This is a genomic window from Methanosarcina sp. Kolksee (assembly GCF_000969945.1).
Lineage (GTDB): Archaea > Halobacteriota > Methanosarcinia > Methanosarcinales > Methanosarcinaceae > Methanosarcina > Methanosarcina vacuolata.
On sequence record NZ_CP009524.1, the window covers coordinates 4,013,139 to 4,033,781 of the forward strand.

Below are 20,643 nucleotides of genomic sequence, written 5' to 3' on the forward strand. Positions count from 1 at the left end.
AGTTGTTAATAATAGCTGTACATGAACGTCCCGTTGTATTCAACAGGCATGAACTTTTCATGGTACTCCCGAATAGTAGCATTAGGATCGATATCCTTGAACTCCTCAGGATAGAACCATTTCGCAAAAGTCTCCAGCGCCACAAAATTATAGATGCTGAAGCAGTACCCATGATAAATGCCGTACACATTGTGGTTTTTGACGGCATTGATCGTGTTCCATCCGGAACGTGAAATATACGCATCCATTGTATTCTTAGTATCTTCAGCAGTGGAGGTATAGCCCATCCTGATTGATCCTGGTGTTGACCAGTTCCGGCCGGTCAATATTATGATACTCGGGCTCTGGTTGACAAGGAACTCAGGGCTAATCGCTTTGCTGGTATTTCCTAATAAAGTCTCAGCAATGTTGTCGCCGCCAGCTCTCTTTACAATCGATCCCCATCCAACATCTCCCTCGGTTATCCCGTATGTTTCTGGGCCATTGTATCCTGTCTCTATATATACACTGGGCTTCTTCAGTCCGCCATTCTCCTCCAGACGTGAATAAATCGTGTCTACATGTTGGTCATAAAAGTCGACAATATTCTCTGCTCTTTGTTCTTTACCAAGTATCTGACCAAGTAGCAGCATACTTTTTGTGGAGTTGACCATTGGGTCCATGTAGAAATCCACAAAAACCACCGGGATGCCTGCCTGTTCCAGCCTGGCCAGGGCTTCTTTCGTAGCGTCTCCGCTCCACATAAATTCCCAGTTATGCATGATGACAACATCGGGGTTTAACGCAATCACCTTTTCAACACTGAATGTATTGTCATCGAGGGAGCCTACATTTGGGATATCGGCCAGCTTTGGATATTTCTCTACGAACTTTACGTATCCGTCGCCTGCATTGTCCTTGAAGTCGTTGTCCCATCCGACGATCTTGTCGACAATTCCAGCTCCATCTATAGCGGCCAGTTCATGTGTTTTCGATGATTCCATCAGGACAATGCGTTCTACCGGTGATTTCAAAGTAACCGATCGTCCTTCCATATCCGTAACGGTGATCGTCTTCGCCTGGTTATCTGTGCTGCCGTTCGTGATACAGCCCGGGATGGTAAAGGCCGTAAAGATAACTAATACGCTTGCCAGAATTGTCAATATAGTGAACCTTCCACGCACCCAATTCCTCCAGTTTTTTCTCTCTCAACTCCTGCCATCAATAATAGCTGTACACCAGCGTGCCGTTATAATCGATGGGCATGAACTTTTTGTGAAATTCCTTGAGCGTATCAACAGGGTTCACGTCCTTGAACTCTTCAGGGTAGAACCATTTAGCAAATGCTTCCAGTGCAACGAAGTTAAATACGTCCGAGCAATAGCCGTGATATATGCCGTAGACCTTCCGATTCTCTACTGCATTGATCGTATCCCACCCTGGACGGTTGACGAATGGCGTCATCGTGCTCTTCGTTACATTCGATGTAAAAGTGTAGCCCATCCTGAGCGATCCGGGCGTAGACCAGTTCCTTCCCGTCAATATAATGATGTCAGGACTCTGGTTGACCAGATACTCGGCACTAAGAGCCTTACTTTTGTTGAGTAAAACCGGTTCTGCAATGTTGTCTCCGCCCGCTTTCTTAACGATGGCTCCCCATGCCACGTCCCCATAAGATATACCGTAAGTATCCGGGCCGTTATATGCACATTCGACGTAAACGGTGGGTTTCTTTCCCTGTGTTTTCTCCAGGCGGGAATATACGCTGTTGACCTTTTCCTCATAATAATCAACTATATCCTGAGCCCTCTGTTCCTTGCCCGTGATCTTCCCAAGTAACTGGATACTCTTCGTTGAATTTTCCAAGGGTTCCATGTAGAAGTCTAAAAATACTACTGGAACACCGGCCTGATCCATCCTGGCCAGCGCCTCTTTTGTAGCTTCTCCGTTCCACATGAATTCCCAGTTGGGCATGATAACGACGTCAGGATTCAACGCTATCACTTTTTCAGCATTAAAAGTATTATCGTCCAGGGAGCCTACATTGGGTATTTCGTCCATTGCCGGGAATTTTTCCACGTATTTCTCATACATGTCGCCGGAATTCTCCCTGAGATAGTTATCCCAACCAACGATTTTGCTATCAAACCCCTCTCCATAGACCGATGAAAATTCGGCTGTGCACGTCGAGTCCATCAGTACAAGGCGCTCCACAGGATATTTTAATGTCACCGATCGTCCTTCCATGTCGGTTACAGTAATTGTCTTCGCCTGGTCATCTGTGCTGCCGTTCGTGATACAGCCCGAAACTGAAAAAACCAAAAAAACGATCAACATGACCGCAAACATAGAAAATATTGTTAATTTGTATTTCATTTTGACCACTAATAATCAAATTATATCTAAATTATCCCAGTTCAAATTATAATATAAAAGCCGTATTAAACATCCCATTTGATTGAAATCTACAGATGCCCGCCGTTTCTCGGGCAAGATATACATCATAATACTCGTGGGTCTACAGAGATCAAAAAACAACGATTTATCTTGAGGAAGCATTATCCGGCATCACACTTATTGGCAATTCAGTAACAACATTAAGTAATAATATTCAGTAACACTGTTTAGTAACAATATTCTACTCAATACGTTTTTTAAAGTATTAATAGTTTATTAAATAGTAGCACTTTATAGTCCATGTTAGAACTTTTGTAATACAATAAATTGAAATTTATTAAATATCACACTTTTTTGTTCTTTCGATTGATATGAACATGTAAGAGATGCCGGATGATCAGATGCTAAATTGTTAACCTTAAAAAGCCAAACTGCAGCAGCATAAGCATCATGTACTTGGGCAAGATTGTGAGTGGAGAGATGAAAGAAATTCTACTGCAGTTCAGAGAAATCCATGTTTACTCTAAGATGCTAGAGAAATCCATGGCTATCCTAAGATGCTAGAGAGATCCATGGCTATCTTAAGATGTGGGTATCTGTGCAGCCATTAGATGGCCGAAAGCGCCCTTAGCAGCGATAAGCTCGTCAAATGTGCCGCTCTCCTCGACTTTCCCATTTGCTAGCATTATCACCCGGTCTGCAGACCGAATCGTCGAAGGCCTATGTGCTACGATCAGCGTTGTACGTCCTGCCGATATATCCTTGATCGCTCTTCGGACATTGACCTCTGACTCGGTATCCAGGCTGGAGACTGCTTCGTCCATGATCAGGATAGAGGCGTTCTTCAGAAATGCCCTGGCTATCGCAATCCGCTGGCGCTGGCCGCCAGAAAGCGTTGCACCCCGCTCTCCCAGTACAGTTTCCCACTTATCAGGCAAAGCTTCGATGAAATCTAGAGCAAACGCCCGACGAGCTGCATCTCGAATTTCAGCATCGGTAGCCTCGCTTTTTCCTATACGGATATTTTCCCTCACTGACATGTTGAACAGGTAGACATCTTGAGGCACATAGGCGATCATATCTCGGAGGTACTCCTGGGGGAACTCACGCAGGTCGTGCCCGCCAATCTTGACCGTGCCTTCAGCAGGGTCCCATAGCCTGAGTAACAGATAAGTGCAGGTTGACTTTCCCGCACCCGATGGACCGACCAACGCGACTGTCTCTCCTGGCGATACCGTAAGGTTCACACCTTTCAGTACCTCGGGTAATTCGGGACCGTACCGAAATCGCGTATCTTCAAAGCAGACCTTCGGGATGATAGGCCCTTCGGGAGAGGAAGAAACCAGATCGATGACTGAAGGCTGAGTATTCATGATTCCAAATACCCGGTCGGCCGCTGCAGCAGTCTGGCTGAGCTGTCTAGCGATGCTCAGTAAGTGCATGACGGGCGAGAATGCCATTGCAGTTAGAACTGCTGCCACAGGGTACAGTGCAACGTCCATGTAGCCCATGATCGAGAGCCAACCTCCTAGCGCTACGGTGACAACCATCCCTCCTGCTAACAGCGCATCGCCTGCCCCGCGTTCCATGCCGCTGCGGCTTTCGTAGGCCACATAAGTGTCCGAGTATTTCTGCTGGCTGACATCGAGCCGGTTCATTGACAGTTTTACGGCCCCGAAAGCCACAACTTCCCTCATTCCCTGGATGTAGTCGATAACGTCTGCACTCATTGCTCCCACTGATTCCCTGTGGGCTTTACCCTGCATTTCTGCCCGGCGAGCGAACCAGTCGGGCACCGTTACCGCGGCTATCAGAAAAGGGGCAAGTGTTATCATCAGGCTCCAGTGGATAAGTCCGATGGAAATTAGTGCCAGAGGCGTCACTACTATTGCCTGTAAAAACTCGGGCAGTGTGTGAGCAATGTATAGCTCCAGCAGGTTGACGTCGGAGAGCGCGGAACGGGCAAGGTCACCGGAACGCTGTTTGATTACGTATGCAGGGGCAAGTTCGTCCAGTTTCCGGTACAGAGCCTTGCGAATCTCGGCCAGCGACCGAAATGCGATGACATGGGACCAGTAGCCATTGAGGTTGGAAAGACCAAATTGAGTAACAGTAAACAGGAGCAACAACCCGATTGTCGGCCATAGGTCGATAACGGAAACCCCAGTAATTACCGCCCCTACAAGATATGCTCCGGTGATTGCCGACAGGATACCAAGCACCTGAATCACGATGCTGGCAATTCGCACTTTCCAGAGGTCCAGATGATAGCTGGTCAACAGCAGGTCAATAACCCTCACTTTTCGAAATACCTGTCCAACAGGCAGATCGAAGTGCGTGCTGTGTTCGTGGCTCATATGCATACCTCTTCGGCCCTTACCAGAGCACTGTAATTACCTTTATAGTCGACCAGCTCCGAATGCGTACCCACCTCAGCTAGATGACCTTTTTCCAGCACATAGATCCGGTCAGCATCTCGAGCTGCCAAAAGGCGGTGCGAGATGATCAGGGTAGTCCTGTCACTGGCTAACCCGGTTATTGCTTCGCGAATCAAAGCTTCATTGGCAACATCCACGCTGGACGTTGCCTCATCCAGAATGAGAATAGGCGCGTCCTTCAGGAAAGCCCGGGCAATGGCAATGCGCTGGCGTTCGCCTCCGGATAACCGTACTCCCCTCTCACCTATCAGGGTATCGTAGCCCTGGGGGAGAGCCGTGATGAACTTGTGCGCTGCAGCGGCACAGGCAGCCTGTTCGAGTTCTTCCTGTGAGGCCGTTGGCTTTGCCATCAACAGATTTTCACGTACAGTGCCGTGGAACAGGAACGTATCCTGAGACACAATCGAGTACATAGCATGTAATTCATCTGCTGGGATACACCGGACATCTTCTCCGCCGAGTCGGACAAAACCAGCTTGCGGGTCGAAAAATCTCATTAGAAGAGCAGTCACTGTCGTTTTACCGCTTCCGGAACGGCCTACCAGAGCTACTTTATCTCCCGGCCCAACCGAAAAAGAAAGGTTGTCGATCGCAGGAGAGTCAGTTTTCCGGTATCTGAAGGTGACACCTTCAAAGGTAAAGGAGGGAGGAAGGGAAGTGGTAGGGGTCCTGGTTGACGCTTCCGCGAGCGGAACTGCTTCCAGGATGTCCAGCACGCCTTCGGCGGCTCCCATCCCGGTAAAGGAGAAATGTATAGTCTGACTCAAGTCAGTTATCGGGCGGAGCGCTTCTCTCACCAGCAACAGAACGAAGAGCAGACCTTCTGCGGATATGGCACCTGCATCCATGCGGATGGCACCGATAATGATGGCTACGGTACTGCAGATTGCGGCTACCAGCCCCGGAGGCACGCTCCACAGGATCTCATCCCGCAGAATGCCGATCTCCGCATCGTACAGGTCATTCGTCCGCTGGTAAAGGATCTCACCCTGTTTCTGGCTGGCATTGAAAGACTTCAACGTAACAATGCCCTGGATGTTATCGACGTACTCCGCGAACAGGCGAGGCATGGCGACAAACCAGATCCGTATCCCCTTTCCGACTCCCTTGTAGATGGCAATTGGCTGTATTAGGGCAGCAACCATCATAGCACCAATAACCAGCCCAATGGTTATATCGACATGGAGCAGTATCGCCACAATCGAGATACCGGTGACAACAGTCACAATAACCTGGGGTAGGAAACGCCCGTAGTAATTCTGCAGAGCTTCAGCTCCGTCGACCAGCGTAGCCTGTATGACACCACTTTTCTGGGTCGAGACCCATCCGGGGCCAAGCTCGTACAACTTACGATACATACGCCGCCGTAGAGACATGGCGATACTGCTGGCAGTTTTGGCCGCGATATGATCATTTTCCCGGATCATAGCCCATCGCAGAACGATGAGGAGCGCCACAGCAGCAAAATATAGTTCGGATTTACGGAGCGGTACACCAGCGAACACTCCGTTGAGTATGACTGCAATGAGCAGCCCCTGGACAATATAACTGAACGAGATGAGAAGGCCAAGAATGATGACGCTCCACAGCTTGCCGTATTCTCCGCGGCCGAGCTCAAGCACCCTGCTGTCGAACAGTTTCATTCTGTTCGCCCCTGTCGTAATAGAGAGCCCGCGCTTAGACTCAATCCGAGTATACTCTTTGACGATATCGGTTTTTTTTGACATGTGATCTCTCTGTTAACAACTTCATTTTGTCATCAGTTGATACGTTTTTGGCTGTATTCCTTGAGTATTGCTGACTTGAGAAGAATCAATTTCAACGAAATTTTTTCAACGAAATTTTGAATACATCTGCTTCAACGAAATTTTGAATACATCTGCTTCAACGAAATTTTGAATACATCTGCTTCAACGAAATTTTGAATACATCTGCTAAAAAACGGTTATAAATAACTTATTAATTAACATTAATAACAATATTTATAACACATTAATTTCCATTAAAGAAAAATAGTAATAATAATTGACAATAATGGTATTATTTTTAAGAAAGATAACATTTGTTAGTCAAATAACAATATATATATCATATCAAATTATATTAAAAAGAATTAATAATAAAAATTAATAATAAATGTAACATTTTTGATTATTATGCTATTCAAGGCTGGTTAAAACATTAAAAATTACTTGAATAATTATTAGAGTTGTTAACTGAAATAATTGAAATATTTGTTAAGAGGCTGTCTAATAATAGCAATTTTATAAAACTCATCACGAACTTGGTCAAACATTATACATTAGAGGAACAAAAAATGAGTTTAAACATCCGCATTAAAAATTATTGGGAAGGAGAGGCGCAAGGTTACAGCGAAGTAATTGAAGATGAATTAAATGGCTTTGAGAGAAAAGCATGGTCTGATTTGGTACTGGAATACGCTCCCTCCAAAGATTGTCTTGACATACTCGATATTGGCACCGGACCGGGATTCTTTTCAATCGTCTTATCGCAGGGTGGACATAATGTTACTGGTATAGACTTAACCGAAAATATGATTGAATTTGCACGTCTTAACCTTGCACGTGAAGGTGCCAGTGCAAAGCTAATGACGATGGATTGTCAGAATTTGGAATTTTCAGACAATATTTTTGATCTGTTAGTTTGTCGTAATCTCACATGGACACTTGATGACCCCGCCAAAGCATATAAAGAATGGCACCGCGTCCTGAGACCAGGCGGGAGGATTCTTATCTTTGACGCCTGCTGGCATCTGCACCTGTTTGATGAGAATATGAAAATAGCCTATGAAAAAAAGGAGAAAGAGGTCCTTATGAAATACGGGCGCCCGATGCACCAGCACAAGGACCAGGACGAAGGCGCTGCACTCAGTCGAAAGCTGTTTATGAGTGATAAAGTCAGACCGCAGTGGGATTTGGATACAATGCTTAAACTCGGATTTTCAAAGGTATTTGCAGATACTTCTGTAGGTGAACGGGTACTCAATGAACAGCAGCAGGATAGAAACAGTATGCATCCTCCGTTTTTAGTTGGAGGAGAAAAATAGAATGGACACACTAATTTGCGTCTTGGGGCAAAATATTTACGGTTTATACAGTTTCTGAGCGGATTCAAAAAAGATGCAGCAGGCAAAGTAACAACTGGTCTGTAGTCCACAATGTGCTTTTTTTAAAGATGTAGGCGTTGTATAAGTCGGCACCTCGACGAATTAATAAAGCAGCCCGGCTTTTACAGGCCCTTATTGGACACAATTATAAAAATAATATGCAGTTCACACGGCAAGTAACACTTGGTCACGGAAGGTGAAGTAATGCTTAAAGGCATAGGAGAACGGTTATTCACACTGATTCCAGTACTGCTAGCTATTTCATTAATAACCTTCGTCCTTGGCAGCATGTCTTCCGGTGACACGGCACGTACGCTAGCTGAAAAGAAATATGACCGGCCAACATATGAGCAGATTGAAGAAATACGAACCGAAATGGGATTTGACAGGCCGGTGCTCGTCCAATATGCCAGTTGGCTTAAAGATGCGATGAGAGGTGATTTGGGCTTTTCTTATTCAAATGACAGGCCAGTGGTTGACGAGATCTTTCAATATTTTCCTAAAACATTACAGCTAGCACTTCTATCACTATTGTTTTTAATTATAATTTCATTTACTCTTGGAATTTTATCGGCGGTGTTTTCCGGCTCTTGGATCGACAAGATTTCCAGGATATACTGTTTTTGGAGTGTATCAATGCCCGAATTCTGGTTTGGACTCATTCTGCTGTATATTTTCGGCGCTCGTCTTGGACTAATATCAGTGCTTGGTGGAAGTTCAACGAAATTTCCAGTAATACCTGCTCTTACGATGTCCATATGCAGTGGTGGGATTTATGTCCGACTTATTCGTACAAATATGGAGGAAGTACTGAACAAAGGATATATCCGTGCAGCCAGAGCAAAAGGCGTTAGTGAATATAAAATTATAACAAAACATGCTCTAAAAAACGCAACACTTCCTGTAATCAACAAGCTTGGAATCGGATTCGGCTCTTTGTTAGCTGGATCTGCGATTATTGAATCAATATTTTCATGGAACGGACTTGGAAATCTGGCACTCGAATCTGTTAAGCTCAAAGACTATCCAGTAGTCCAGGGATATGTGCTGTTTATGGCTGTTTTTATGGTATCAATTAACATGGCTGTAGACATTTTATGCGGCATCATTGATCCGCGTCTTAAAAATGGATAAGAGGGATATATGATGCAGGTCAAAACTCAAGCAATAAAGAGATCGAATGCATGGTTTCATTCATCCGATGGCATTATAAATCGCATACTTACGCAAAAAGCAGCAGTTTTCGGTTTTGTAATAGTGGCTTTGATTATCATCATTGCCATAACTGCATCTGTAATCGCTCCAAATGACCCGCTTAAGGTAAATATGTCAATGCGCTTAAAAGGCCCAAGCTCTTTATATTGGCTTGGCACCGACAATCTGGGGCGATGCATTGCATCCCGCCTGATTTGGGGAGCACGGATGTCACTGATATACAGCATGTGCGTGCTGGGCCTTATGATGGCAATTAGTATTCCGATAGGTCTCCTTTCTGGGTATGCAGGCGGTCGCATAGACACGTTTATTATGCGGACTATTGACATATTTTTATCACTTCCGACTTTTCTGATGGCATTAGCTATTGCCGGTATGCTGGAACCAAGTGTGAAAAATATGATCATTGCCATGGCCAGCGTGTGGTGGGCACCTTATGCAAGAATAATACGTGGTATGGCAATGCAGATAAAGCAGCAGGACTTTATGCTTGCAGCAAAAGCAGCCGCCTGTACTCACAGTCAGATTATTTTCCGGCACATACTTCGCAATATCGCCCCGTCAATTATTGTAATGGCCACACTTGAAATTGGTTCGATTATACTGGCCATCGCATCATTTTCTTTTATCGGGTTGGGTGCGCAGCCGCCTACGCCCGAGTGGGGTGTTATGCTCAGCGACAGCAAAGAATTTATGCAGACACAGCCGCAGCTGATGATTTATCCGGGAGTTGCAATTATGATTACAGTTATGGCATTTAATCTTCTGGGGGAAGGACTGAAAAATGCAATACAAAACTGATCAGAGAGATGACCAGGCAATTCAGAGCGAAAATGTGGTGTTGGATATTCGGGGCCTTTCTCTGGAATACATTATGCCGGATCAAAACATCCACGCCGTGGTAGACTTGAACCTTGTTGCAAGAATGGGGAAAATCACCGCACTTGTTGGAGAAAGCGGCAGTGGAAAATCTACTGTCGCACTTGCGGTAATGGGTATCCAGGATAAAAATGCTGTAATTTCAGGTGGTGAGATTTACCTAGCGGGGACGGACATACTCTCTATGCCTAAAAAATATCTGCGGGCTTACATATCTAACCATGCCGGCATTATCTTTCAGGATCCAATCGATTCGCTGAATCCGTTATTAACTGTTGGAGAGCAGTTGGTGGAGGCAATCCTGATACACAAAAAAATAACAAAAAATCAAGCTCGCACCATTGCGCTAAATCAACTTCTGGCAGTCAGCCTGACGCAGCCGGGGGAATTGATGAAAAAGTACCCTTTTATGCTGAGCGGAGGAATGTGTCAGCGTGTAATGATTGCCATCGCCAGCGTTTTCCGCCCACCGCTTCTCATTGCAGATGAGCCAACGACAGCTCTTGATGTAACGATTCAGGCTCAAATTCTGCATCAATTGGATTCGATGCGGAAGAGAGACGGAACTGCAATTCTGCTTATTACGCACGATCTGGGAGTAGTTGCAGAAATAGCAGACAATGTGTGTATTATGAAGGACGGACATATTGTGGAAAGCGGCACGGTAGACGACATATTCTATAGTCCGCAACATACGTATACACGCCAATTACTGGCGGCAGCACTCTAAGAGGTTTGGCCATGGAAGTATTGGCGGAAACCCTGAACATACGGAAATCCTACGAAAAACAAAATTTATTTACAAATAAGGGAGAGCAGGTTTCTGCTGTAAACGGTGTGTCTCTCAAAATTCAGAAGGGACGTTCAGTAGGACTTATCGGGGAAAGCGGAAGCGGAAAAAGCACGCTTGGTCGAATGATGGCCGGACTGGAAACGCCGACAGAAGGACAGGCACTGTTTCGGGGACGGTCAATATCAAATATTTCCCTTAGAAAAATGCGTCCACTACGACGTAATATCCAGATGATATTTCAAAATAGCAGCAGCGTTTTTGATATGTCCTATACCGTAGGTGAAAGTATTGCCGAGGTTATTGAAAACAGCGAGAAAGTATCAAAAAAAGAGTGCTTAGAAAAAATTGAGACAATACTGGAACAGGTCGGTCTAGATGCCTTATACGCTCAGAGGAATCCAAAGGAGTTGAGCGGGGGGCAGCGCCAGCGTGCCAATATTGCACGTGCGCTTGTTCTTCACCCGGAGTTTGTTGTTTGCGACGAGCCCGTTTCCAGCCTTGATTATTCATTGCGCAAACAAATTCTGACTTTACTTAATGATTTACGAAATAAATTTGGTTTAACCTACTTGTTTATCACCCACGACCTCAACTGCGTGCCTTATGTCTGCGATATTATGGCCATTATGTATGCGGGTAAGATAGTAGAGCAAATCGATTTAAAACAGAACTCGATGCAGAACGCACTTCACCCATACACCAGCCTACTGTTTTCGTGTATACCAGCAAAGGTACCTGCAGAACGAAAAAAATGCACGATGGAGAGCGTAATTGATACAACAGTTATACCTGATTCAAAACACTGTTGTCGGTTTTTTCCACGCTGTCCTTGTTGTACAGAACGTTGCATAAATGAAGATCCAGTGCTAAGGGAGGTCGCACGCGGTCATTTTGTAGCATGTCATTTTGTAGCATGTCAAATCGTATAAGCCATTAAAGAAAGGGAGAATGAAAAATGAAGAAAAAATATATCTGGGCAATTATCGCGTCAGCACTATCGCTGGTGCTGTTGATGAGTGGATGCATCTCAAATCAAGCGTCAAACAATACACAGAACGAAATTTCTGATTATTCAGATACCACCGCCACGGCCGTCAGTAATCAGTCAGATTCCATTACAATTATGGTCTCCGGCAAACTGAACCCGGAAGATGCCAGCCCGATAGAGTCCAGCACTGAAATGTGCCTTTATGAAATGGTGTACGAACCGCTGGTCAAATACGGAAAAGGTGGCGTGATTGAACCGGGACTTGCTGAGAGATGGGAAATTAGTGATAATGGAACGCAGTATACTTTCTACTTACGTAAAGATGTCAAATATTCAGATGGTACCAGCTTTAACGCGGACAGCGTGGTGAACAGTGCAAAGCACTGGGACCCAACGAGATTTTCCACGCCACTTACAAATGTGGAGAAATTAGACGACTACACGGTCAGGTTGACATTTAAAGAAAACTGCTATCCCGTATTAATCGAACTGACCTACCCACGACCTTTCCGTATCGCATCTGAAAATTCGTTTGATGAAAGCGGCAACTTTGTAAAAATGATCGGCACAGGTGAGTGGATGGTGGAAAGTTACGTCCCTGAGGAAGAGGTGGTTATGGTGCCCAATCCGTATTACTACGGAACGAAACCGAATATTAATAAGATAACCATCAGAAAAGTTACCGACGGCGAATCAAGAATTATGGCGCTTCAAAGCGGAGAAGCTGACCTTTCTCTGGCCGATCTGCCTTCCGAAAGCAAATCGATCATTGAGTCATCAAAAAATCTTGCCGTTACAAACACTGAGGGCACATTGGGCTTTTTCCTCATGCTAAATCAAGAAAATACTGTATTGCAGGATGAAAATGTCCGTCTTGCATTAAATTACGTAATAGACAAAGACAGCATCGTGGAAAATATATTTGGAGGAGATGCTGTTGCCGCAAAGGGCATTTTACCTGATACGGTACCATATGTCACTGATGAAAACAGTAAAGGATACTCTTATAACCCGGAAAAAGCAAAAGAGCTGCTGGCCGAATCGGGATATACGGACAGTGATGGGGATGGGATCGTTGATAAGAACGGTGTGCCTCTGTCCCTCAAGCTTGTATTTCAGTCTGAGGAGTATGCAAGCTGGAAATCTATGTGTGAATACCTTCAGGCGGCTGCCAAAGAGGTCGGAATTGATATTCAGCTTGAGCAACTGGACACTTCGGCCTACTATGATGCAATCTGGAAAAACCGCGATTTTGACATGATTATTTACCGCACATATGAAGATTCATGGAATCCTCACGGATTTTTGCGCTCCATGTTTTATCAGTCCGAGGGTAGCACGTCCATATGCTGGTATGACCCTCAGTTAAATACAGATCTTGACGAGGTCATTAAAACACAGGACGAGGCAACGCGTCAGGCAAAGTATGACCAGATATTTAAGCTGATCAATGACAAGGCACTTGTTGTTCCTCTGTGCTATCCCAACAAACAATATGTATATAACACTCGCTTGCAAAACGTGACAGTTGCACCGACGAGCTATGAAGGCATAGAGTGGCAGTTGATCACTATAGCAAAGTAAGAGGTCAAAAGCATGTTGGGGACTGTATTTGAACAGATTGAAAAAGCCTGGTCTGCCGATGCCGGGGGTTATGACCAGGTGATCCAAAAACAGCTAAGTAATGAAAAAGACGTAAATCATTGGCAGGATGAACTTCGGCTGGTGCTTGGTGAGAAACCATTGCATGTACTTGATGTCGGGTGCGGACCGGGATTTTTTACAATTATGCTTGCCAGGCTAAAACATAATGTGACATCTGTTGATGGTGCTGAGGGAATGGTAGAGCGTGCCAGGATCAATATCAAAAAGGAGGCGTTAAATACAAAAATTTATAAAGGCGACGCCGTGCTTTTGGATAAAGAGAAGGAAGACAGCCTTGATGCCATAATATCACACGATGTTGTTTGGACACTCTATGACCCGGAGAAAGCTTTCATTCGATGGAAAAATCTGCTGAAAGCGGGTGGTAAAATCGTCATTTATGACGGCGATTACAGGCGGGATCAGTCCTCTTTGCGTTACTACGTATTGAAATTAATCTCAGATCTGATTAATCTCTTCATGGAAGGGAAATCTCGGAAAAAGAAACAGCACAATTCCCCAGGCAATGGATTCGAGCAACTGCCTATGATTCGGCATAAGCGACCGCAATATGATCAAGAACTGTTGCTGAAAGCAGGTTTTTCAAAAGTAGAGGTGACAAAGGATCGTTTCCGCAACAGTCCATTACATCTCGAATTCTGGAGATATGGATATCAGGGGAAAAGGTTCCGTGTAATTGCTTACAAGTAAGTGAGATAATAACTGCGAGAGTACAGGCTCTAATTATGAGAATAAAGAAATAATTGTGAGAATACAGGCTCAAATCACATAACTTTAATAAAACACTAAGTGAGATAAGCTTCATAATCCATAGGACTTATTCACTTGAGAAACAAAATCAATTGCAGCAAAGATTATGGATTAAAGTCGTGTTTTATACAGTTAATGATCTGATGCTGTTGATTTTTCAGTTCGACTACGTTAATCCGGTGATTTCACTATTTTTCTTTTCACCGGATTTTACATTTCGATCTTCATCTTTAGTTTTTTTTCATTAAATTTCGTTGACTCAGGAATTATTGCCCTTTGAGTGGCCATTCTTTTTACAAATATCTAAAAAACTCTCGTTTTTTGTTATTATTTCAATCACAACAAAATGTGTTCTGAAGCAGATTCTAATTAAAGCAAAATTCGGACTGGAATGAAGACGATTTCTTAGGTTGTGTTGTCATCTGGAGGATAAAGGTAATCAAACTGCACAGTATATATATTTTATTTTTGTTCAAGCTCATTTTTTATCCTTATTGCATCTTCTCTCGGAATCCAATACGTTAGGGGACCATCACTATAAAGAAAACAAATATTACACCAAACAAACCTTTTTACTTCAGTATTATATTTATTGAGTATTGCAAGAAATTTTCTGTTCCGGGTTGCTTGTTCAGAGACCGAAAGAACGTAATAATCTCCTTTTCTGATAACATGAGGAGAAGATATAGTCCAATCTTTTTTCTCTTCCTTCATCTCAACAAGTTCACCTCTGATGTCACTCCAATTATCTTTATCCACCATTATGTAATATCTTTCATCCGTATGATTAGTATCATATTCCATTCTATAGTTCGAGTCATGTTATAGTTTTGAAGAATGGATTTTACTTCTGACTCAGAAACTCCATCTTTAAATTGAATAAACAGACCACCTACTTGCGATTCAGGATCCGGCGTTTCTTTATCAACTGGAGGTTCTATAAATAACCCAGCTATCATTCAGTAGTTCCGAATAACCCAAGTTCCGAATGCTGAATTTAGAACATTAGTAACTAATTAGAATTAGCCGAAAAAAAGTTTTATTAGATCATGGAATTTATTTTTAATGCCAACAAAAAACGATTCCATGACCACAGATACAGCCAGCTTGCTGGCTGTATCCTCTGAATTGATTAGCAAATATAATATAATAACTTTGCCAGAATCTGCAAATTATGAATGTCAGGACACTTTAAACATATTGCTGCATGCCGCAACATCCTCTACAGACTCTCTTGAATCTGCAAGTAATGATTTGCAAAGAAAAAATCCTGACTTAAGAATACCTTCAGCAGATACTATTTTCAATTACATCAAAGAAAATAAAATTGAAGATATTCTTTCCTCTTTTAGAAAAATGAATCTTGAGCTTTTCAAGATGATGAAACTTGAAAACAATATTCATGATATAGCTATTGATTTTCATGACATTTCGTATTATGGAGACAAAAATACTCCTGGTATTAGAGGAATAAAACTAAAGAATGGTAGTTCATGGGGTAAATCGTTCTGTACTCTTGATATAATTGGAACTTCTCACTTAACACTTGACGTAATAGACATCAATAGTTTGAACAAGAATTATTCTCTTTTAATCGAATCTTTATTCAAAAGACTTAAAACGATAGGTGTAAAAACAGGAACAACATACCTTGATAAAGAATTTTTTAACACAGATGTAATTTCAAAGTTGGATGAACTTAAAGTCAATTTTGTTATAGCAGCTAAATCGACTCAGGTTATCAATAGAGAACTTAAAAATCATCAAAAAGAGTATGGGAATACTTCGACTATTTTTGAATATCGATTCCAGAAAGGAGGACCTTCTTTCAATGTTGTGGCAATATATAATGATAAAAAGAAAAAGTATCTTCTGTTTGCTACAAACAAAAAAGCAGAATCAATTGAGAAATTTGAAAAGATGATTCCTGAAGAATATAGAAAACGATGGAATATAGAAACTGGGTATAGAGTGAAAAACGAGTTCAAGATACGATCATGTACAAAATCTCCAGTAGCAAGAGTATTGTTCTTTATTATTCAATGCATCATGTACAATGTGCTAAATATGCTAAAGTCAGTTCTAGAAATTACAGCTTATGAGCTAAAATCATTAATAAATGAAGACATAAAAAAAGTTGTAAGATATGGACTAAGGTCGCTGAATTTTATTCCTGTTAGTGTGTTACTGGATTGTTTGAGATGGGTCAATGAAGAAAGAAATCGAGTGCTATGCACTCGATTAACTATAATATAACTCATCTCAAATTAAAATTTAAGAACCTAATAGCGTATGCTATAAAATTACTCAATGTGATCTGATTTTTTGAAAAATGTAAGTGAAAGTTATAGCTTAAGAATTTTAAAATCTGATCAATAATATAGTCTACTTTGAAAATTAATGGATAAAATGTAAGTTCAATTTGTTTTTATCATTCGGAAGTCAGTCTGATCGGAACTACTGGAATAACAGGAACAAAGAAATGAAAGTACTTTTCACCTTACCCTTTTTGACTATTGATTTTCCTCATTATCCCGGGCAGTAGGGTTGTCTTGATTTTGATTTTTCAAAACCGTTGCTAAATTAATCGGTGAATTGCCATCGAAGGCTTAAATTTGAGAAGGAGCAGAAAAAGGCGCATGGAGAACCAGTTTTGTTCCGTAATTTCATGCTAACTCAATTGTTCTGTAGCAAGTAATATTGAATACCTAAAAAAGCAGATCGACCTGATGAGCGGTCAATTAGGCAGGAAAGATGACCAGACCACACAGCTTAATGAAGTTACACAGAAACAAGCTGTTCATGTTCAGAGCTTGATTCAGAAAAAATAGTAATTGAATATGATGCGATTACCGGAGATATAGGAGATCAGTAGGAATAATAAATCCCAGTAGAAGTTTGTAATATCTGATCATTTATTGTTATGAGGATTTTCAAAAAGGGCAGGATACTCCTTTTTTAACGGTATGTAATATTCATCTAATTTCGTATTGTAAAGTGTTTTTACTTTTGAAAGTTGGTCAAAAGATAAATATTCAGGATATATAATTTGAGCTTCTTCGAGGTTTACTTCTTTGAAGTTAGCTCCTTCAAAACAAGTCCATTCAAGATGAGCTCCTTCGAGGTCAGCTCCTTCAAGATTAGCTCCTCCATCAAAAAAAGAATGCTTAATGCGCGTCCATTTAAGATTAGCTCTTTTAAGGTTAGCTCCTTTGAGATCCACCATCAGACGAGCTCCTTCAAGGTTCGCCCTATCAAGATTAGCCTCTATAAGGCTGCCTCGAATATGAGCCCATTTAAGATTAGCTCTTTCAAGGTTCGCTTTGTCAAGATCCGCGTGACAGAGATTAGCTCGATGGAGGTTAGTCCCTTCAAGGTGAGCTCTCTTAAGATTGGCCTTAATGAGGTGTGCCCCTTCAAGATTAACTCCTTCAAGGTGAGCTCCCTCGAGTTCTGCTTTACCCAAATACGTATAACTTAGATTAAGGTGCTTTGCCTCCTCACTGTTATACACACGCTTATGTTTTCCAAGAATAGTAAGTATTGCTTGAACATCGATAGACAGGAGTTCAACTATTGGATCGTCCTCATCACATTCTGAATATCTTATACGTTTGTCAGTTCGAGCATCTGCAGATATATACTCACTGTTGAGTTTATTTCCGTCCTTGTCAATAATTGAATTCATTCTGACGTAAGCGGTCAGAATCTCCATGATTGGCCAGTAGTCTTTTTCAGATTCATTTGAGATTCTCTCAAGTGCATATATTCCACCTAAGCGAATCTCTAATTTTTCATTTCCCAATTGATCTACAGCTCCACGAAGCTGCTCAATAAACCCATTTTTCAGACCTTCCTGAGCGATACTTATGCTTTTTTCTGCAGCAAAAGTTTGTTTACGATTGTAATGTAGGGCAATGATACTAATGATGACGCCTGAAATAGCAACAGTGACGCTTAAGTACGGATTTTCCAGACCGGTCACAAGACCACCTTACACTTTTTGTAATAAAGTAATACTATGTCCTACTCAGTTCCCAAATCTAGTGCTTTTTGCATTTTTTGATTAAAATCCTTAATTTCCAGGAAGAATTCAGACTTCAATCAAACTAAATATTCAAGATCTTCCAGAATCAATCAATAGATAACGTTCAAGGATTGTGACCATTTTCAAATCTAGTGATTTTTGATTTTATGGTTATCACTGGACTTTGGCATTGTGTCCCATATACACATTTTTTATTAATTAAATGGAAACATTGATTAGACTTTCTTAAACTTTCTCTATCACTTGAGAAGATTCTCATGGAAAAAAGTTGTATATTCCATCACTCATTTTCCAATAAAGAATCTTCTTTTCCCCTTTCCATTCAATAAATATATATGACTCCTCAAAGTATCTTTTATCCATGACCCTTGAGCCCGTGCATATGCATAAAATCTCGGAGCTTGCAAAAAAGATTGACTGCTCGTTTGAGTCTGAGGAGGTAAAAACAGCTTCAGATATCTATTCTCTGCTTGAGGAGCTGAGTCTCGATGGGAAGGTCATTCTTAAAGCTATAGACAGGCTCTTTCGGGGAATTGTAAGGACTCAACTGATGGCACAGGGTGAAGACCCGTATCCTCTTACTTATGCCTGCGACAGCGGAAGTACCAACCCAAGGACTTATGACAGCGGGCTTTTTGTAGATTTCTGCCACTGTGGGCTGGCTTCAACGCCTACTAATCTTGATATCCAGAGATTCCGAACAATCGTATGCGCCGCTTATTCTTCTTCCCAGAGGGTATCCATGCAGGGTAGCGCAATCTGGGAAACCTTCGATGAAGGATTTGGAAGGGCAAAACTGGTTACAATCGCGCCTGACGAGTTAAAAAGAAAAGCTTCTGACATGGTGCACAGTTTTGCCATGTACCTGGCAGAATCCGAACATATTCTTTTCATGAAAGACAGGATAAAGCCCGAGAGCTTTTTCATAATGGACGGGCCGATTTATCCAAAACAGCTAATGTACTGGATGGTGCTGGACGACGAGGACGTAAGGGTCCGGCAGAACACCGATGCCCGAAAAATTCTCCAGAATTACATTGATATAATGGACCATTTCTTGAAAAATCGGAAGCCTGTGATTGGGTTTGTGAAAAATCCAATTGACATGCAGATTATGGACAGCGTCCGGAAAAAAGGAAACGCTCTCGATCTGCCCTGGATGCTGGATTCGCAGTTTTTCAAGAACCTGCTCTCCCTGGAAAAAGTTAACAAAGCTTCAGGACACGGGGGACGAAATTCGAACAATAACGGGAAGAACGGCAAGCACAACGGCTCCAAAAATGATTACATTACTTACACGAACTGGTTTTTGCAGCCCAACAGGTTTTACGAAAAATTGCTTAACGGGACTTCACCCCTTGCAGCCGCAGACCCTCTCCAGCAGAAACTCAGGCACTATTTCCCGCCTGAAGATTATGCTCTTTGTTTTTTCATGCTTTATGTACCCTACAAAGATGTGGTCTTCAAGGTAGAAGCCCCATATGGGCTTGTTAAAGACGATTTTCTCCGTATGCAAATGACCAAAAAAGTGCTCTTTGACCTTTCTTTGTATGGTTTTCCTCTTACCCTCACAAAAGCAGACCATCTGGCAAAAATCAGGAAAGTAGAGAGGGAAGAGATTGATAAATTCTTTGAAAATATGAATCCCGATACTACTTACAATGACACTCGGTGGGGTAAGATTGAATGAAATATGAAAATGTCGACATTTTTACTTTTAACTCTTACAAACCAAAAAAGGAGTCAGCTCCTGCCAATTCAGGAACGAAAGAAAATGCAGGTTCAAAGGAAAGCCCTGCTGAGCTAAGAAATGAAAGTCTTGCTGAGCCAAGAAATGAAATTCCTGCTGAGTCAAGAAATGAAAGTCTTGCTGAGCCAAGAAATGAAAGTCTTGCTGAGCCAAGAAATGAAATTCCCGCTGAGCCAAGAAATGAAAATCTTGATGAGATAAATCCTGAAAACAGGAATATAAGCAAAACAGCAAATTCCGTTGAAGACGCTCCCGATCTGGTCACCTCTAATCAGGTCACCTCTATACTCACACCTGATACTGAGGAAATACTGCAAATTCCCTTATCCGAGGATTTGAGGAAAGATTGTCTGGAGGATGTACCCGATTTTATCCCACCCAAATCCGGTATTGAATACGGTGTTGAATCCGACATTAAATCCGATACTGAATTTGGCATTGAACACGGTACTGAATCCGACATTAAATCAGGTACTGAATCTGGCATTGAACACGGTACTGAACCCCGCACTGAATCTGATAGTAAATCCAACATTTTTTCAGACCCTGCCGAAGCAATTTTTGAATCTTCCTCTCTACCCAGAACTGCTCCTGTATCTAAGACTGCTTCTCTG

Annotated in this window: 15 protein-coding genes; 9 read left to right on the forward strand and 6 right to left on the reverse strand. The window is 42.4% G+C overall.

Annotated features, from left to right (window positions below; all coding sequences use genetic code 11):
- Window positions 1-5 precede the first annotated feature (5 nt).
- From MSKOL_RS16465 to MSKOL_RS16480, 4 genes are all read right to left on the reverse strand, one after another.
- A complete protein-coding gene (locus MSKOL_RS16465) occupies window positions 6-1,034 on the reverse strand; it encodes an ABC transporter substrate-binding protein (RefSeq protein WP_231592295.1) in 1,029 nt (342 codons plus the stop codon).
- Window positions 1,035-1,200: 166 nt separating this feature from the next.
- Window positions 1,201-2,355 carry an ABC transporter substrate-binding protein gene (locus MSKOL_RS16470; protein ID WP_052725574.1) on the reverse strand — a complete coding sequence of 385 codons (1,155 nt, stop codon included), beginning with the start codon at window positions 2,353-2,355 and terminating at the stop codon, window positions 1,201-1,203.
- 602 nt (window positions 2,356-2,957) lie between these two features.
- Window positions 2,958-4,733, reverse strand: coding sequence for an ABC transporter ATP-binding protein (locus MSKOL_RS16475; RefSeq protein ID WP_052725576.1), 1,776 nt, complete (start codon window positions 4,731-4,733; stop codon window positions 2,958-2,960).
- A complete protein-coding gene (locus MSKOL_RS16480; RefSeq protein WP_048157762.1) occupies window positions 4,730-6,541 on the reverse strand; it encodes an ABC transporter ATP-binding protein in 1,812 nt (603 codons plus the stop codon). Before MSKOL_RS16480 ends, MSKOL_RS16475 begins: the two co-directional genes overlap by 4 nt.
- 590 nt (window positions 6,542-7,131) lie before the next feature.
- Between MSKOL_RS16480 and MSKOL_RS16485 the strand changes: the two genes are divergently transcribed.
- From MSKOL_RS16485 to MSKOL_RS16515, 7 genes are all read left to right on the forward strand, one after another.
- Complete coding sequence (locus MSKOL_RS16485) at window positions 7,132-7,881, forward strand: class I SAM-dependent methyltransferase (protein WP_048157763.1); 750 nt, start codon at window positions 7,132-7,134, stop codon at window positions 7,879-7,881.
- Between the two features lie 243 nt (window positions 7,882-8,124).
- Entirely contained in the window at window positions 8,125-9,075 is a 951-nt protein-coding gene (nikB, locus tag MSKOL_RS16490) for a nickel ABC transporter permease (RefSeq protein WP_231592296.1), read from the forward strand.
- 12 nt (window positions 9,076-9,087) lie between these two features.
- Complete coding sequence (gene nikC / locus MSKOL_RS16495) at window positions 9,088-9,957, forward strand: nickel ABC transporter permease subunit NikC (RefSeq protein ID WP_048157766.1); 870 nt, start codon at window positions 9,088-9,090, stop codon at window positions 9,955-9,957.
- Complete coding sequence (gene nikD / locus MSKOL_RS16500; RefSeq protein WP_052725577.1) at window positions 9,941-10,765, forward strand: nickel import ATP-binding protein NikD; 825 nt, start codon at window positions 9,941-9,943, stop codon at window positions 10,763-10,765. The genes nikC and nikD overlap by 17 nt, the downstream gene beginning before the upstream one ends.
- A gap of 11 nt (window positions 10,766-10,776) precedes the next feature.
- The gene (locus MSKOL_RS16505; protein WP_052725579.1) at window positions 10,777-11,757 is read left to right on the forward strand and encodes an ABC transporter ATP-binding protein; all 981 of its coding nucleotides are present in this window, start codon (window positions 10,777-10,779) and stop codon (window positions 11,755-11,757) included.
- Between the two features lie 194 nt (window positions 11,758-11,951).
- On the forward strand, window positions 11,952-13,400 hold the full coding sequence (locus tag MSKOL_RS16510; protein WP_231592297.1) for a nickel ABC transporter substrate-binding protein: 1,449 nt from the start codon (window positions 11,952-11,954) through the stop codon (window positions 13,398-13,400).
- Between the two features lie 12 nt (window positions 13,401-13,412).
- Window positions 13,413-14,171 (forward strand): class I SAM-dependent methyltransferase, encoded by a 759-nt coding sequence (locus MSKOL_RS16515; protein WP_048157770.1) that lies wholly within the window; start codon window positions 13,413-13,415, stop codon window positions 14,169-14,171.
- Window positions 14,172-14,693: 522 nt separating this feature from the next.
- Here the strand turns inward: MSKOL_RS16515 and MSKOL_RS16520 are convergent.
- A complete protein-coding gene (locus MSKOL_RS16520; protein WP_231592298.1) occupies window positions 14,694-15,035 on the reverse strand; it encodes a UPF0228 family protein in 342 nt (113 codons plus the stop codon).
- A 261-nt stretch (window positions 15,036-15,296) separates the two neighbouring features.
- On the opposite strand from MSKOL_RS16520, the gene MSKOL_RS19585 reads away from it, so the two are divergent.
- Complete coding sequence (locus tag MSKOL_RS19585) at window positions 15,297-16,487, forward strand: ISH3 family transposase (RefSeq protein WP_082090993.1); 1,191 nt, start codon at window positions 15,297-15,299, stop codon at window positions 16,485-16,487.
- A gap of 655 nt (window positions 16,488-17,142) precedes the next feature.
- On the opposite strand, the gene MSKOL_RS16530 is transcribed toward MSKOL_RS19585, so the two are convergent.
- A complete protein-coding gene (locus tag MSKOL_RS16530) occupies window positions 17,143-18,216 on the reverse strand; it encodes a pentapeptide repeat-containing protein (protein ID WP_052725582.1) in 1,074 nt (357 codons plus the stop codon).
- A 424-nt stretch (window positions 18,217-18,640) separates the two neighbouring features.
- On the opposite strand from MSKOL_RS16530, the gene MSKOL_RS16535 reads away from it, so the two are divergent.
- On the forward strand, window positions 18,641-19,969 hold the full coding sequence (locus tag MSKOL_RS16535; protein WP_048157771.1) for a DNA double-strand break repair nuclease NurA: 1,329 nt from the start codon (window positions 18,641-18,643) through the stop codon (window positions 19,967-19,969).
- Window positions 19,970-20,643 lie beyond the last annotated feature (674 nt).